15 protein-coding genes are annotated in these 17,509 nt (G+C 28.6%); all 15 read left to right on the top strand.

Annotation, left to right across the window (positions count from 1 at the left end):
- The first annotated feature begins 21 nt into the window (after positions 1-21).
- Positions 22-354, top strand: a complete 333-nt coding sequence (locus EXT02_RS02540) for a hypothetical protein (protein ID WP_130427914.1) — start codon at positions 22-24, stop codon at positions 352-354.
- 263 nt (positions 355-617) lie between these two features.
- Positions 618-953 (top strand): hypothetical protein, encoded by a 336-nt coding sequence (locus tag EXT02_RS02535; RefSeq protein ID WP_130427912.1) that lies wholly within the window; start codon positions 618-620, stop codon positions 951-953.
- Positions 954-1,042: 89 nt separating this feature from the next.
- Complete coding sequence (locus EXT02_RS02530; protein WP_130427910.1) at positions 1,043-1,792, top strand: AAA family ATPase; 750 nt, start codon at positions 1,043-1,045, stop codon at positions 1,790-1,792.
- 105 nt (positions 1,793-1,897) lie between these two features.
- Positions 1,898-2,407, top strand: a complete 510-nt coding sequence (locus tag EXT02_RS02525) for a hypothetical protein (protein WP_130427908.1) — start codon at positions 1,898-1,900, stop codon at positions 2,405-2,407.
- A gap of 53 nt (positions 2,408-2,460) precedes the next feature.
- Positions 2,461-2,778 carry a hypothetical protein gene (locus tag EXT02_RS02520; RefSeq protein WP_069028374.1) on the top strand — a complete coding sequence of 106 codons (318 nt, stop codon included), beginning with the start codon at positions 2,461-2,463 and terminating at the stop codon, positions 2,776-2,778.
- Positions 2,779-2,977: 199 nt separating this feature from the next.
- Positions 2,978-3,694: a hypothetical protein gene (locus tag EXT02_RS02515; protein WP_069028373.1), complete on the top strand. Its 717-nt coding sequence runs from the start codon at positions 2,978-2,980 to the stop codon at positions 3,692-3,694.
- Between the two features lie 267 nt (positions 3,695-3,961).
- Positions 3,962-4,231: a GroES family chaperonin gene (locus EXT02_RS02510; RefSeq protein WP_011160495.1), complete on the top strand. Its 270-nt coding sequence runs from the start codon at positions 3,962-3,964 to the stop codon at positions 4,229-4,231.
- A 182-nt stretch (positions 4,232-4,413) separates the two neighbouring features.
- Positions 4,414-6,024: a chaperonin GroEL gene (gene groL / locus EXT02_RS02505; RefSeq protein ID WP_130427906.1), complete on the top strand. Its 1,611-nt coding sequence runs from the start codon at positions 4,414-4,416 to the stop codon at positions 6,022-6,024.
- Positions 6,025-6,182: 158 nt separating this feature from the next.
- The gene (locus tag EXT02_RS02500; protein WP_130427904.1) at positions 6,183-6,890 is read left to right on the top strand and encodes a hypothetical protein; all 708 of its coding nucleotides are present in this window, start codon (positions 6,183-6,185) and stop codon (positions 6,888-6,890) included.
- Between the two features lie 407 nt (positions 6,891-7,297).
- The gene (locus EXT02_RS02495) at positions 7,298-9,244 is read left to right on the top strand and encodes an NAD+ synthetase (RefSeq protein WP_130427902.1); all 1,947 of its coding nucleotides are present in this window, start codon (positions 7,298-7,300) and stop codon (positions 9,242-9,244) included.
- Between the two features lie 91 nt (positions 9,245-9,335).
- Positions 9,336-10,499, top strand: a complete 1,164-nt coding sequence (mnmA, locus tag EXT02_RS02490; RefSeq protein ID WP_276318984.1) for a tRNA 2-thiouridine(34) synthase MnmA — start codon at positions 9,336-9,338, stop codon at positions 10,497-10,499.
- A 67-nt stretch (positions 10,500-10,566) separates the two neighbouring features.
- A complete protein-coding gene (locus tag EXT02_RS02485) occupies positions 10,567-12,804 on the top strand; it encodes a RelA/SpoT family protein (RefSeq protein ID WP_130427900.1) in 2,238 nt (745 codons plus the stop codon).
- Positions 12,805-13,108: 304 nt separating this feature from the next.
- Positions 13,109-14,377: a histidine--tRNA ligase gene (gene hisS / locus EXT02_RS02480; protein ID WP_130427898.1), complete on the top strand. Its 1,269-nt coding sequence runs from the start codon at positions 13,109-13,111 to the stop codon at positions 14,375-14,377.
- 3 nt (positions 14,378-14,380) lie between these two features.
- Positions 14,381-16,141, top strand: coding sequence for an aspartate--tRNA ligase (gene aspS, locus EXT02_RS02475; RefSeq protein ID WP_130427896.1), 1,761 nt, complete (start codon positions 14,381-14,383; stop codon positions 16,139-16,141).
- Positions 16,142-16,150: 9 nt separating this feature from the next.
- Entirely contained in the window at positions 16,151-17,461 is a 1,311-nt protein-coding gene (gene tilS, locus EXT02_RS02470; protein WP_130427894.1) for a tRNA lysidine(34) synthetase TilS, read from the top strand.
- The last annotated feature ends 48 nt before the right edge of the window (positions 17,462-17,509 follow it).

The following is a 17,509-nucleotide window of genomic DNA, read 5'->3' as shown; positions in this document are numbered from 1 at the left end:
TCTATTAATCATAGTTCTTTTATGATAGATATATTACCTGATACTCATTTAAAAGGATTAGATTATATGCAAAGAACTCATGAAGCATGGGAGCATCATCCTCAACCTAGCCAAACAAATGAAATACATCAAACAGGAAAAAATATGTATCATAATTTAAATAATCAACTTAGAGACCCAGCATTTAATAGAGCATGGCAACAAGAAAATAAAGGTCAATATAATTATAACTATAATCAAAATTCTTCACCTTATCAAATAAATTATACTCCTACAATCTATCAAGTTCCTAATGCAAATATGCAAATTGTAATTCAACAAGAAACTCAAAATAATCAACAACCAAATCAATAACATTAATAATTAATATATAATATAATAATGAAAATAAAGGTTAATTATAACATGGCATATAAAAAAATGACCCTAAAAAGGATAAAGTATTAAAAGAAGTTGAAGTTAATGAAAAAGCAACTAACATTCAAATTAAAAAAACAAAAGATGATAAAAATAAACTTAAAGTAGTAAAAGAAAATGAATTTGAATATGATGAAACATTAAATCTAGTTTCTAATAATGAATCTAAAAGTAATACGTTTTTCTTTGTAATTATTATTTTGATATGTATTACAGCATTAGGTGGTTCTATTGTTTTTTCTTATATGACAAATGATACAATGGATAAAAACTTTCAAAAAACAAATGAAATAATTACTACAACAAAAACAGATGTTGAAAGTTTATCAACAGAAGTTAAAGAATTAAAAGAAAACCAAACAAATAATAATCAAACTGATGAAAATAATAATAATCAAACTGATGAAAATCTTATGACTATTCAAGAATTAAAACAAATGATGCAAGATATAATTCATGGAAATAATCTACATACTCTAAATGACCGTATAAATGCATTAGCTAATAAAAATGATCCATCTAAAAAACAATTATAACACATAGATAAATTTCCTGAAGGTACTAGATATTTTCCTATGCCTTTAGATGAATTTAAAGGATTACCTAGTTTAAAAAAACTATTGGGATGGAAAGTGTTATAGACCAATTACAAGGTTTTCTTAATTATTTAAGTGATCCTTTATCTTATGTAGGTGTTGGTAAAGTTAAACCACCTCAAGGAGTCTTATTTTATGGGGTTCCCGGAACAGGTAAAACATTCTTTACTAGAGCACTTGCTAAAGAAGCTGGTAGACAAGTTGGTTTTTATGAAATTAATGCTGCTGAATTTGTTTCTCAAACTCTTGTAGGAGATGGTCCTAGGTTTGTTAAAAAGTTATTTGAAGATGTAAGATTACATAATAAAAAAGAAGGAGTAAAAGCTTCTATTATCTTTATTGATGAATGTGAAGAAGCTTTTAAAGATCTAAATAAAACTGCAAATTCATCTTCAGATCTACCTAACGTTGTAAACCAATTTAAAACTGAATTAACCTCAACAAAAAATGATCCTAAAAAACCTATTTTAATTATTGGAGCAACTAACTATTTTGATAAAATAGATGAAGCTATTAAATCACGTTTTACTTATCATATTGAAATTAAAGTTGGTGATGCAACAGCCAGAGCTAAATACTTAGATTTAATGATTAATGTTTTAAGAAAAAATCCTTTTCACGAAGAAGCATTAGAATATCTTTTAAAAACTGTTAATCCTTTTCTTGATAAGTTTGATGCAGAATCGCGTTCTAATAGACGTTTAGAAAATATGATTGAATCATCTGTTATTAATATGAATAATCGTTTAAGTGCTGAAAGTCTTGCAAAACAAAAATAAATCGATGATAAAAATAAAAAATTACAATTAGAAGCAAATACTTTATCTTTATCACAAGAAGAAAAAGACCAACTCCAAAAAGACATTCAAGAATTAAAAACACAATTGCATAATAGAAAAATTAAATTAGAACAAATAGTTGAAAATGAAAGCAAAATGGCACAAATCAAACAACAAGAGACAAAAATAGAAAAAGAAACAGCCGAAAAGAAAGCCCAACAAATTATATTAGAAGAAAAAATAGCTAAATTGAATTTTGAAATAGAGTTTTTGCAAGAAGAATTAAACAAATTAAACGAGAAACAATCCCAACCAAAACCCTTACAAACTCCTACCTCATCAACTCTACAAACATCTGAATCAAATGCTTCTTCAACTCCGCCACAAGATGTAACGCCAACTCCTCCAAACAGTGAACAACAACCTCCACAACCAAATCCAGAGGCTGAAAAACTAAAAAAACAAATAAAAGATAAACAAAAAGAAGAACTATTACAAAAAGAAGACCCATTAAAATTAGAAGAAGACATAACAAAATTAGTACAAAAACTGGCACAATTAGACCAAGAAAAAAACCTTTTAAAGCAAAAGTTAAACAATTACAAAAGGACTTAGAAAAAGAAGTTAGAGTAGTTGATTTAAGAGCAGCTTTTTATCAAGTTTATGGTATGAAAATCCTTAATACACCAGAAGAACGTTGTAATGAATTACAAGAATTAGCTAAGGTTTATAATAAAAGAAATACACAAGTTCTTTATTTAACACAAGCAATGCATTATTTCAACCAAACCTTAAATCCTAAAATTAATCAATTAATGGAAGAAGCTCAATGTGATAAATTAATTGCTTATTTTGTAGAAGCTTCTAAAAGAAAGTTTTTAGAAACCAAACAAACATTACAACAAAACGATTTAGATGAAGTCTTTAAAGAAGTGTATGGCGGATTAGATGAATTAACACAAAAATTAAATAATAATTATAAATAAATAATGGATATTTTATATCCATTATTTATTTATCCTAATTGAAATTATTTATCTTTGTTGGATAAATTGAATAAATTATTTATATTAACATTATGTTATTCTATTTTGATATATGTTATAATTGAGGTGATAAAAGTGATATAATAATTCCTTAAAAATAATTTATCAAGTATATTAGAAAACTAAAAGGAGCAATATTTTGTATTTTTACATCACTCAAAAGACTAAAAAGACTTTGCATAAATATATTCTAGCAGCTCATATACTTGCTTTAGCTCTTATATTATTTCATCTTTCTAAACAAATGGGGCTATATGATTATTTTAGGTCTCCTTTAACTTATAAAGCTTATTTTAATCTGGCTTTAGTACCTTTATTTTATTTAGGGTTTTTCTTTGGATTTAAGAAAGCTTATTTAATGCTTCTTATTTATCTGTTTTGTGAATTTGTAACTACTTTGGGACATTTTTGGATTTTAGCTGATTATGATATTTTTTTGATTGAAAAAATAAATATTAATAAAGTAGCTTTTTTTATACTTAATTATCTTTTAAAAACTTTAATACCTCTTTTATCTTGTTCTTTTACAGGATTATTATATTGTAAAGATTTAAGTCATTTTAATATTAATAAAAAAAATATTATACGTTTATTAAGTATTTTAATTATAATTATGTTAATTCATGCTTGTCTTTATGCTATAAATGGTTATTTATGTTATTTGCCAAGTATTAAATATATTCTAAAAGATAATCCATATTATAATATCTTTTTTGCTAATGAAATAACTTCCTTTATCACTATTTTTGTTCTTAATTTAGAAACAGTTATTACTTGTAATTTATTATTATTTGGTTGTGTTATTTATCTTAATCCAAGATTAAAGATTATTTATCAAACTTATTTTTATGAATAAACAATAACATAAATGAATAAACAATAACATAAATGAAAAACTTTTTTTGCAATTCCCAATAAGACAAATTTAATAATATTTACCAAAAATATAAAATAAATTTTTGAATCCTCCAAACCAAATTATTTTTTTTAATACTTGCCAATTATTAAATCTTATGATATAATAAAATTGCTTTGGCACTTAAATTATTTAGTGCCAAAATTAAATCATTACAAAAATATTTTATTTGCTATAATAAATTATTAAATTAAAAGGAGTTTAATCATGAAACAAAAAACAATTATCCCTTTACATGACAATGTTGTTTTAAAATTGAAAATGGAAGAAACTAAAACAGCTAGCGGAATTATTTTGGCTTTATCAGAAAAAGAAAAATCCTCTGTTGGGGTTGTTGTTGGAGTAGGTTCCAAAGTTGAAGGTTTAAAAAAAGATGATGAAGTAGTTTATAAAAGCTATTCTGGTAGCAAAGTTACTTTAGGAGAAAAAGATTATTTAATTGTTGCTGTAAAAGATATTTTGGCACAAATTAAATAAGATAATATAGATAAGATAAATAATTATAAACTAAGTATTAATAAATAAAAAGACAATATTTTAAACTTTTTTAAAATTATAAATCATAAAATTATAAATATTAATTAAATATCAATAAATCAATAAATAAAGATATAATAAGATATAATAATCAATAATCAAAATATTTAAGGAGTAATAAAATGAGTAAAAAAATACTTTATGGCAAAGAAGCAAGAAAAGCTTTATTACAAGGAGTAGATGAAATTGCAAATACTGTTAAAGTGACTTTAGGACCTAAAGGACGTAATGTTATTTTAGAAAAAGCCTATGATTCACCTGCTATTGTAAATGATGGTGTTTCTATTGCTAAAGAAATTGAATTAAAAAATCCTTATCAAAATATGGGAGCAAAGTTAGTATATGAAGTAGCTTCCAAAACTAACGATAAAGCAGGAGATGGAACAACTACAGCAACTGTTTTGGCACAAAGTATGATTCATCGTGGGTTTGATGCAATTGATGCAGGAGCTAATCCTGTTTTAGTAAAAGAAGGAATTGAGTTAGCAGCATTAACAGTTGCCAAAAAACTTTTAGTTAAATCTAAAAAAGTAGACGCCCAAGAAGATATTCAAAATGTGGCTGCTGTTTCATCAGGTAGTCAAGAAATTGGTAAAATCATTGCCCAAGCGATGCAAAAAGTAGGAAAAGATGGAGTTATTAATGTTGATGAATCCAAAGGTTTTGAAACAGAATTAGAAGTTGTTGAAGGATTGCAGTACGATAAAGGATATGCTTCTCCTTATTTTGTCTCTGATAGAGAAAGTATGACAGTACAGTTAGAAAATGCGTTAGTTTTAGTAACTGATCATAAAATTAGTACTGTGCAAGAAATTGTACCTATTTTGGAAGAAGTAGTAAAAGCATCTAGACCTTTATTAATTGTAGCTGAAGCTGTGGAAAATGAAGTTTTAGGGGTTTTGGTAGCTAATAAATTAAGAGGAACTTTTAATGTAGTTGTAACTAATGCTCCTGGTTTTGGTGATAATCAAAAAGAAATGTTACAAGATATTGCAGTACTTACAAAAGCTAATTTTGTTTCTAAAGAACTTAATATGAAATTAGCAGATTTAAAAATGGATGATTTAGGAAATATCAATAAAGCTATTATTAAAAAAGATAATACTACTTTGATAAGTAATTCTAAAAGTCCTGAATTAGAAAAACGTATTCAAGTATTAAAAACTCAAATTAAAAATGCTACTTCTGATTATGAAACTAAAAATTTGCAAGAAAGATTAGCTAAATTATCAGGAGGAGTTGCCTTAATTAAAGTTGGGGCTGCAACTGATACTGAATTAAAAGATAAAAAATTACGTATTGAAGATGCTCTTAATGCTACTAAAGCTGCTATTACTGAAGGAATTGTAGTTGGTGGTGGAAAAGCTTTAGTTGAGGTTTATCAAGAATTAAAAGATACTTTGGTATCTGATAATAAAGAAGTACAACAAGGAATTGATGTAGTAGTACAAAGTCTTTTAGTACCTACTTATCAAATTGCTTATAATGCAGGATTTTCAGGTAAAGATGTGGTAAAACAACAACTTTTACAACCCTTAAATTTTGGTTTTAATGCTAAAGAAGGTAAGTATGTTTGTCTCTTAAAAGAAGGTATAATTGACCCTACTAAAGTAACTCGTCAAGCTGTTCTTAATGCTGCTTCTATCTCTGCTTTGATGATTACAACTGAGGCTGCTGTGGTAAGTTTGAAAGAAAATAAAGATAATAACTTTGATTTAGGAACACAAGAATAATTTTTTTATAACTAATAAAGCTTTATTTTTTTAATTATTATCTCCCATTTTTCCTTTTTTCATGTTAAAATAATAGTAGGTTTTGATTGTCTCTTAACTCTTTGTTAGAAAACAACTCAAACCATATAATTATATAACGCAAGAAAGGAGAACAAACAATGCAAAATCAAAAAACTCAAAAATCTTTAGTTGCTAAAGTTTTAGTTTTATTTGCTGCCGTTGCTTTAATGTTTGTTGGCGTTCAAGTTTTTGCTGATGATAAACTAGATTTAAGCACTTTAGAATGTAAAGACGCTCTTGAACTTACTGCTACTGATGCTGCTGATGCAGAAAAAGTTGTTAAACAATGGAAAGTTCAAAACACTTCATTGAATGCAAAAGTAACAAAAGATTCTGTAAAAGTATTGGTTTCTACTGATAGTAAAACAGTAACAGTTTCACCTGCAGATGGTGATGCTGGAAAAACTTTATCAGGCGCAAAAGTATTAAATTTAGTAGGCGTATGTGAATTAGATAAATTAACTTTAGGCAAAGACAAAAAACTTACACTTACAGTTAAAAATGGCAAAGTAGATGCAGAAGCTGGTTTAAAAGCTTTAAAAGAAGCTGGAGCTAAAGTTCCTGCAACCGTAAACAAAGACGACGTAACTTTCACAGTTGGTAAAGACGACGATGCTAATAAAGTTACTGTTAAAGCTGTAGATGGTAAAGATACTGTTTCAGGACAAGTTGTCTTTGAATTTAATGTAGCTAAAACACCTTGGTACAAAACAGTGTGGTTCTTAACATTAGTAGCTGTTTTAGTTGTTGCTGCCGTTGCTGGTGGTGTGTTTTTATTTGTTAAAAAAAACAAAAACAATAAATAATCTTATTTAATCATTATTTAAAAAGCTAGGTTTTTTTAACCTAGTTTTTTTTATTTATCTTTATTATTAATAATAGTTTTTAGCAATAAAATAATCTTTATAAATACAATTATAATCAAAAATTATTATTAATAATAAAAAAGAATCAATTATAAGGTTTTATTTGGGAAAATTATTAAAAAATTATATAATATATATAATGGTTTTATTTTTTTTTATCATCCCAAACCATAAATTAAATATTTATCAATTTATTTAACATCATAAAAAATTATTAAATTATTTAAATATAAACAATAAAAATTATAGTTATTATTATTCATTATCTTAATAAAAAATATTAATTATCATAAATATTAATCTTTAATTATTAAATAATGAATAACTAAGGAAGCAAATGAAAGAAAATGTACAAAAACGGTTCTATTAAAATTGAATTAGCAAGCCCTCCTTTAACAGTAGGTAATCCCTTAAAAAATGCTTATAGTATGCAAAATGTTCTAAACAAAAGTAAAGCCAGTTTTGTTTTGTTCCCCGAACTTTGTTTAAGTAGTTATACAGCAGGAGATCTTTTTTTTGAAACTACTTTTTTAGAACAAAATTTTCAAGCTCTAGATTGGCTTTTAAAAAATAATTCTTTTGAAGGAGTCTATATTTTAGGTATGCCTCTTGCTTTGCATGAAGTTTTATTTAATGTAGCAGTTATCATTCAAAAAGATAAAATATTAGGAATAACCCCTAAAAAAACTATTCCCAATTATAAAGAATTTAGCGAAAAAAGATGGTTTCAATCAGGCAAAACCTGCGAATCCCAATACATCCAAATTTTGGGTCAAACAGTTCCTTTTGGAGATGTTTTATTTATTAATTCCCAATTTGATCTTATTTTTGGAGTAGAAATTTGTCAAGATTTATGGACTGTCTTTTCTCCTGGTGATCTACTTTCCTTAAATGGTGCTCATTTAATTTTTAATCCTTCTGCCTCAACCGATCACATAGGCAAACTTGATTTAAGAAAAAATGCCGTTCTTGATCATTCGCGCAAACAAATTGGAGGCTATTTTTACACTAGTAGCGGAATTACTGAATCTACTGTTGATAATTTATTTTCTAATCACAAAATGGCTGCTTTGTTAGGCGAAATGGTCGCCGAAAAAGATTTATTCAATCAAGATGTAAGTTTAGTAGTTGATGTTTGTGTTGATTTAATTAAATTTCAAAGAAGAATTGATACTACTTATGGTGACCAAAGAATAGGAAAACAACATCCCTTTTTAAAAGCTTATTTTGAACTCCAAGAAACGCCCCATTATCACTTTGAAAAACCAATTAATCAAACGCCTTTTATTCCTCAATCAAATGTTGCTTCGCATTTAAAATTGGCAAATGAAATCCAAGTATTAGCACTCAAAACTAAACTTAACAATTTAAACGCCAAAATAATTGTAGAAATTACTGAAAATATTAATGATTTGTTAACTTTGGTAGTTGCTTTTCAAAGCTTTTCCTTGTTGCAAAAACCGTTAGAAGATTTCATTGTAATCCTAAATCCACTTCTTTTTCCCAACCAAACTCATTATCAACTCCTCAAAGATTTTTTACAAACCAAAGGAGTTTGCCACATTTGTGAAAGTAGTTTTTTAAAGAAAAAAGATTTGTTAGCCTTTTTGGGACTTGACAAAAATGATGCCACCACTAACACAACTAATCTAACTGATGCCACAAATGACACAAGCGCAACAAATGAAATAAATGAAGCAAACGAAACAGCTACTTTATTCAACGATATTAACAACATTTATACTTTGTCAAACGAACTTGCTTCTTGTCCCAAAGACCTAGATCAAGTTTTTTTAAAGGAATTAGCTTCCCAAACACAAAAGTTTTTGTTGTTAGAAAATAATAATTTTTCGGATATGGCTTTAGGAAAAAACAATCCTCGTAGTCATTACGACCACATTTATAATGTCAATGCTGGCGTTCCTAATGTTTTAGTCAAAGAATTATTACTTTATCATTTAGAAAAAAACTATTTACAAATTACACCTGCCTTAAAAAAATTATATCAAAAATTAGTGCAAGAAAACATCAATCAAAAATTAATTATGGAAGATTTTATTCTTTGTTGCCACATTAAAAAAGGTTTTACCAAAACCAAAATTGCTTGGTTGTTGCAAATTGCCTTTGATTTGAGTCCAGAAAAAAGCAATCAATTAGTTGTTTCATATCTGAAAACTTTTTATCAAAATCAATTTAAAAGACAAAATATGGCACCAGGTCCTAAAGTTTTAGAAAATAGTCTTTCGCCCAGAAATGAATTTTTGCTTCCTATTTATCTACAAAGACAAGAATAAAAAGCAATAAATCAAAGTTCTAAAAATATAAAATCTCAAAACATCAATAAATATCATCAAAATAACAAATCAAAACACACACACATAACAAATTAAAAAAAAAGAAAAGGAGCAAAAAATGACAAAAGTTGTTGTTGGTTTATCAGGCGGAGTTGATAGTGCCGTTGCTGCTTTTCTTTTAAAAAAACAAGGTTATTTGGTAGAAGCATTTTTTATGCGTAATTGGGATAGCAATCTTAATTTTGATATCCAAGGTAATCCCACTTTAAATGACATATGCCCGCAAGAACTAGATTATAAAGATGCCTTAAAAGTGTCTGAACAACTAGGAATTAAGTTGCATCGTGTTGATTTTATTGAAGAATATTGGCAAAAAGTCTTTATGTCTTTTATCAAAGCCTTTGAAAATAATCTTACTCCAAATCCTGATATTTTGTGTAATAATGAAATTAAATTTAGAGCTTTTATTGATTATGCAACAACAAAACTTGCTCCTCAATATATTGCTATGGGACATTATGCTAACATTATATATGAAACTTCTTCAGACCAAAAATTAGTTCCACGACTTGCTTGTGCTGTTGACCAAAACAAAGATCAAACTTATTTTTTATCACAACTAACAACTAAACAATTACAAAATATTTTGTTTCCTTTGGGCAATCTCACAAAACAAGAAGTACGCCAAATTGCTTTAGAAAATAATTTAATTAATGCCACTAAAAAAGATTCCACAGGGATTTGTTTTATTGGTGAAAGAAATTTTTTTCAATTTTTAAGCAACTATTTACCCGCTCAAAAAGGTGATATTAAAACTTTGGATGGGACTTTTTTAGCACATCATAAAGGAGTAATGTATTATACCATAGGGCAACGTAAAAATTTAGGTTTGGGTGATGTTCCCAGCCAAAAACCTTGGTTTGTCGTTGGCAAACACCTTCCAACTAACACTTTATACGTAGAACAAGGTAGCAAACATCCTTATTTATACAGCGACAAAGCCTTAATTGGTGATATTGTTTGGCGCGGCAAAAAAACCAATTTGCACCTACAAGCCAAAATGCGCTACCGCCAACCCAATCAAGACGTTATTTTAACTTGGCTAGACCAAAACAACTTAGAAATTCATTATCCTCAAACAATTAAAGCAGTAACTCCAGGGCAAATATGTGCTTTTTATGATAACAATATTTGTTGTGGGGCAGGCGTTATTAAAGAAGTTTATTTTCAAGGCACAAAAAGACTATACACTTAATTTATTTTTTGATTTCTTTTATTTTCTTTGCGTTTTTTTGCAAATCCTTAAAAAAGAAGGTGATAAGATGATTTTAGATTCCGATTTAACTTTAGAAAAAGATACATTATATCAAGATTTAATGGCTGTGATTTCCAAAAATATTCAAGATGCCACCATTTTGCAAAAAATTACTCAAGCCTATCTTTTTGCCAAAGAAAAACATCACGGGCAAACACGTTTTACAGGAGAACCCTATATTATTCATCCTTGTGCAGTGACTAAAATTTTGGCACAATTAAACAGCGAACCCAATACTTTAATGGCAGGATTACTCCACGATGTTTTGGAAGACACTAATGCTACTATGCAAGATTTAACTTCTTTGTTTGGCGAAGACGTGGCTTATTTAGTTTATCGGGCAACTAAACTTACCAAAATTGCTTTTCACAAAAATCAAGGACATGCCGATAATCAACAAAAAATGTTTTTAGCAATGGCAAAAGATATTAGAGTTGTTATTGTAAAGATTGCTGACCGCTTGCACAATATGCAAACTTTAAATGCGATGCCTTCAGAAAAACAATTACGTATTGCCAAAGAAACCTTAGAAATTCACGCTCCTTTAACACATCGTTTAGGGCTTTTTGAAATTAAATCACAATTAGAAGATTTGTCTCTAAGATATGCTTTTCCTCAAGAATACTATCGTGTTTCTAATTTAATTCGGTTAAAAAAACAACAACGTGAAGAATCAATCACCAAAATTATCACCAATATTAAATCTCTTTTAGACAGCCACCAACTCAAAAATTACACTATTAAAGGGCGTGTCAAAAATATTTATAGTATTTATAAAAAAATTGTTAAAAGAAAAGTTAGTTTTGAAGAAATTTTTGACCTTTTAGCTATTCGAATTATTGTACCTACTGTGGATTTGTGTTATCAATGTTTAGGGATTATTCACGGTCATTTTTCGCCACTTCCCCTAAGATTTAAAGACTATATTGCAGTTCCTAAACCTAATCTTTATCAATCTTTGCATACAACTGTTTTAACTAAGGATGGCTCTTTGTTTGAAATGCAAATAAGAACTCAAGAAATGGATGAAATTGCTGAAAAAGGAATTGCTGCTCACTGGGCTTATAAAGAAAATAAAACTTATGCCCAAGAAGCTAAACAACTAGAACTTGCCAAAAAATTAAGATGGTATCAAGAATTAGTTAAAATTACTATGGATGCCAAAAATCATCCCGAAGAAACACCCAAAGAATTTGTAGATTCTATTAAAAATGATATTTTAAGTGATAATGTCTATGTTTTTACTCCTACTCAAGAAGTATTTGAGCTTCCCAAAGGTTCTACCCCCATTGATTTTGCCTTTCGTATTCATTCCGCAGTAGGAAGCAAAATGACAGCAGCCATCATTAACGGGCAAATTGTACCAATTGATTATCAACTCAAAAATGGTGATATTATTTCGATTAAAACCAATAAAAATATTTTATCAGTTAATAAAGACTGGTTGCGCATGGTAAAAACAACACATGCCAAAAGAAAAATTAAAGGTTTTTTAAAAAAAGATATCAAAGAAAATAAAACCGAATATTTAGCAGAGATTCAAAAAGGAAAAGATATTATTGAAAAAGAATTAACTGCCAATAAAATTGAACTTTCCTTGATTGATAATAATTTTGTCCAAAAACATTTTGAGCGTTACAATATTCAAACTCTTAATGATTTTTATTATGAAATTGCTAAAAAACAATTAAATCCTAAGTCAGTAATTAATAAATTGCTTGTTTTAGCCAAAGAAACTTTAAGTCAAAATATTTTGCAAAAACAAATGGCAAAATCGCATAAAAAACTCAAATATCAAAGTGAGACAGGCGTTATTATTGAAGGCCTTAGAAATCCTAAATTAAAATTGGCAAGTTGTTGCACCCCTGTTTATAACGACGAAATCCTAGGATTTGTCACTAAAGGAAGAGGTATTATTGTGCATCGCAAGGAATGTAATAATTTAGCTCAATGTGATGAAAAAAGATTAATTACTGCTTCATGGCAACAAGACCCCACTATTGCTAAATATCCTGCTTGGATTAGTATTATTGCTTCTACCAAAGATACTTTAGTGCAACAAATTATTAATAAAATTAACAGTTTTAATGTAAGTATTTTAGAATTTAATGTTATTAATAAACAAAAATTAGAAACTATTATTAAGATTAGGATTTTAATAGCTAATACTAAAGAATTAAATAATCTAATTACTAATTTATATAAAATTTCGCAAATTTATCAAATTCAAAGAATCAATAATTAAATAATTTATTATTTATAATGCAGACAATTATTTATTCCCCATTTATTTTATTTTACTCCATATATTAATGATGCCTTATTAAAATTATTTTGTTTATTGTGTGTTTGTGTGTATTTTTTAAATCATTTTCATGTATTTTTTAAAGCTTTATTAGCACTAAAAATTAAAAAATATAAAATCTCCAACAACAAAAACCCAAAAAGCTTTATCAAAACTTTTATCCCAAAACAACAAAAAAATAACAAAAAAATAATCATCACAAAATTAAAACCCAAACCAACCCCAAAAGCAAAGGAGCCCAAAGATGTTTTCTAAAATTAAAGGTACTTATGATTTGATGTCAGATAAAATGGTTTGTTGGCAAAAAGTAGAAAATCACATTCGCACTTTGTTTGCCAAGTATCATTTGCAAGAAATAAGAACCCCTATAATTGAATATCGTGGTGTTTTTGATAGAGCAGCTCAATATTCAGAAATGGTTTCCAAAGAAACTTATACTTTTGCAGATAAAAAAGGACGTTTTATTACTTTGCGTCCCGAAGGAACTGCTGGTGTTATTCGTAGTTATGTGGAAAATAAATTAGATAAAACCTCACAATTACACAAGTTTTTTTATTATGGACCTTGTTTTCGCTATGAAAGACCTCAAAAAGGACGCTATCGTCAATTTCATCAAGTAGGAGTAGAAATTTTAGGACAATCAAGCCCTTTTTTAGATGTAGAAGTAATTGCTCTTGCCTATGAAACCCTCAAATCATTAGGGATTTGTGATATTACTGTGAAGATTAATTCTTTGGGATGTAAAACTACATACAATAATTATTTACAAGTTTTTAAAAACTATTTACAAACACACTATCAACAATTATGTCCTTTATGTCAAGAAAGATTTGAAAAAAATATTTTGCGTATTTGGGATTGTAAAAATTGTCACAACGAACCTTTTTTAAAGCAAGCGCCACGCATTTTTGAACATCTTGTTGAGGACGACAAAGTTCGTTTTTTACAAGTTTTAGAAGGGCTTAAACAAATGAATGTTAATTTTAAATTATGTCATGATTTAGTCCGTGGACTTGATTATTATACTCATAGCGTTTTTGAAATTGTTTATAATAACGAACAAGGACATCAAGCAGTTTTAGGTGGGGGTGGTTGTTATGATAATTTAGTTACTTTATTTGGAGGGAACCCTTCGCCTGGTATTGGTTTTGCCTTAGGCATGGAACGTTTAATGTCGATTTTAGCCACTCATTCCTTTTGCAATAAAAATATCTTACCTTCTTTGGATGCCTTTATATTAGTTAGTGTGCCGCAATTTTTTTATCAAGGACTTGCACTTGCAACAACTCTCCGCCATCAAGGTTTTTCGGCCGATCTTAATTATCAGTTTTTATCTTTTTCCAAAAGTCTCAAACAAGCCTTAAAACAACAACCCCTTTATCTTTTAATTCTGGGACCAAAAGAATTTGACAACAATCAAATTACAATCAAAAATACTGAAACCCAACAGCAAACCACCATATTGCAAAAAGATGTTGTTTCTTATTTTCAAAACAACAAGGAGTTAAATTAATTCATGAAAACTAAATATAGCCATTATAACAATCAATTACAACTTGCCCATCAAGGAAAAACAGTTTTTCTAAAAGGTTTTATTTTTCGTAAACGCAACTTAGGAAAAACTCTTTTTTTTGACTTACGTGATGTTTCTGGTATCGTTCAATTATTAGTTAAAGAAAATAATCCACAATACGACAAAATAGCTTTAATTAAATTAGAAACAGTCGTGCAAATTAAAGGTCAAGTAATTGAAAGAATCAATAAAAATCCTGATTTGCCAACTGGTGATATTGAAATTTTAGTATCTCATATTGAAATTTTAAGTGAGGCTCAAACCTTACCTTTAAATGTGTTTCACAGTCAAGAAAGTTTAGAAGAAACCAGACTTAAATATCGTTATTTGGATTTAAGAAATCCTGAAGTTAAACATTTTTTGATTCAAAGACACCACATTACCCAAAGTATTCGTCAAACTCTTTTGAAAAATGATTTTTTAGAACTAGAAACTCCCATTTTATCTAAATCAACTCCTGAAGGAGCAAGAGATTATTTAGTGCCTTCCAGAATTTATCCAGGTAATTTTTATGCCCTTCCTCAATCTCCCCAACTTTTTAAACAATTATACATGATTGCAGGATTTGAAAGGTATTTTCAAGTAGCACGTTGTTTCCGCGATGAGGACCTCAGATCTGATAGACAACCTGAATTTAGTCAAATCGATATTGAAACATCTTTTTTAAATCAAGATGAAATTATGTCCTTAACAGAAGAAATTATAGTAGATTTATTTGCCAATATTTGGAAAAAACCACTTTCTCAACCTTTTTTAAGATTAACTTATCAACAAGCCTTTGAACTTTATGGTTCTGATAAACCAGATTTAAGAAATCCGCTTAAAATCACCGATTTTACTACTTTTTTTGATACTACCACTTGCCCCCAAAATATGTTTTCATGCAACATTAAAGGCTTTAAAGTTTCTAAAACAGCAGTTTTGACACGCCGAAAACTAGATGAGTATCAATTGTTTTTTAGTAAACATTTTAACTTGAAATTGTTTTCTTTTGTTAAAAAAAATGATAAAATTATAGGTGGAATATCTCAATTTATTAAAGATGATTCTTTTTTAAAAAATGAAGAAATTTGTTTTGTCGTTTCTGGCACAAAAGACATTATGCACAAAGCTTTAGGTATTTTTCGCACCAAACTAGCCCTTGATTTATCTTTGGTTGATACAACTCAAGAAGCGTTATTATGGATTGTTGATTTTCCTTTGTTTGAAACTACTCAAGAAGACTTGCCCCAACCAGATCTTACTTTGGAAAACTCAAATACTTCCAACCGTCTTTATTCTTTGCATCATCCTTTTACTGCTCCTTGTGATATTGCTATTTTGAAAAGCAATCCTCAAAAAGCTCTTGCCAAAACCTATGATTTAGTTTGGAACGGCTACGAAGTGGGTGGTGGTTCGTTAAGAATTAACAATCCCCAAACGCAAGAATTAATTTTTAGTCTTTTAGGATTTTCACAAGAAGAAGTGCAAACTCGTTTTGGTTTTTTAGTCGAAGCCCTTAAATACGGCACCCCACCTCATGGAGGACTTGCCCTAGGTCTTGATCGTCTTGTGATGTTGTTTACCAAAACCAACAATATCAAAGATGTTATTGCTTTTCCTAAAACCCAAAGTGCCAAAGATTTGATGTTAGAAGCTCCCAGCGCAGTTGACCAAGAACAACTCAACACCCTAAAACTCAAATTCAAATGCAATTGTAATTAAGGATGTTTCATGAAAACTATCAAACTTGCTTGTAGTCTAGATGCCAATCAAACCTATATTATAGCTGTAAGTGGCGGCGTTGATTCAATGGCTTTACTTCATTGTTTGGTGGCACAAAAAATAAAACTGCAAGTTGTGCATTTCAACCATTTAGCACGCCCTAATGCTTGGAAAGATAAAGAATTAGTCCAAAGTTATTGCCTGCAAAACTCCCTTTGTTTCCATTATTTTGAACTTAACTGCCTCCAAAAAAACTTTCAAGCCCAAGCACGTTTATTAAGACAACAAAAATTAATGCAAATAGCTACAAAGCACCAAACTCCTTTTATTTTAACAGCCCATCATTTAGATGATTTGGCAGAAACTATTTTACAAAAAATAACTAGAAGCAGCACTTTGCTAGGTTATAGTGGCATGCAGATCCAAACTTCTTGGCAAGATTTCATTTTTTTGAAACCTTTTTTATACGTTCCCAAAGCCAAAATCATAAGTTATGCTGCTTTTTACCAAATCCCTTTTTTGGAAGATTACACCAATCAAAACCTCACTTATCAAAGAAACCAAATCAGGCACCAAGTTATTCCTTACTTAAAAACCCAAACTAGTTTTTTGCAAAATATCCCAAAATACCAACAAACTCTTTTGCAAGCCTATAATTTTATTCGCAAACAAACTCTTTTATTTCTTACAAAACACACAAATCATAGTTGTAACCCACCAAACTCTTTTGCACTTGCACCTTTTTTAAACCTTGATTTAGTTATTCAAAAAGATATCATTTTATTATTATTAGAACAACAAAATATTACTAAAAGTTTTATTTTTATCCAAAATATCATCAAAGGCATTAACAATCCTTATAAGCCTAATTTATCTTGGCATCTGAATTTTGAGTGGCATTTAATTAAAGATTACAAGCACATTACATTAATTAGGCCTGCACCACCACTTTCCTTTGCTTTGTCAAAACCTTTGTTGTGTGTTTCTACATGTAATCTTTGTCTTGCTTGCATTTCTCCTTCGTTACAATCCCTCAATTATAATCCTCAAAAAGTTAGTTTTCCTTTAAAAGTGCGTTTGCGCCAACCAAAAGACACATTAAAATTTAGTTTTGGTACTAAAAAATTGAAAAAATTTTTAATTGAAAAAAAAGTGCCCCTTACTAAAAGAAATAATTTATGGTTAGTAGTAGACAATCTAGATAATATTTTATTTATTCCTCACTTATATATCAACCTAACTTTAGGAAACCAATCCAAGATTTATTTAGCTTTTAAAAACTTTTTTACTTCTTCAAATTGTTTTTCTCAAACAAATTAAAAATGAGAATCCAAAAAAATAAATGCAGAAATTACATCCATCCCAAAT

Origin of the sequence: 'Catharanthus roseus' aster yellows phytoplasma, assembly GCF_004214875.1 — a bacterium.
Classification (GTDB): domain Bacteria; phylum Bacillota_I; class Bacilli_A; order Acholeplasmatales; family Acholeplasmataceae; genus Phytoplasma; species Phytoplasma asteris.
The sequence above is the reverse complement of the archived record's forward strand: the minus strand, read 5'-3'. Positions and strand labels throughout refer to the sequence as shown.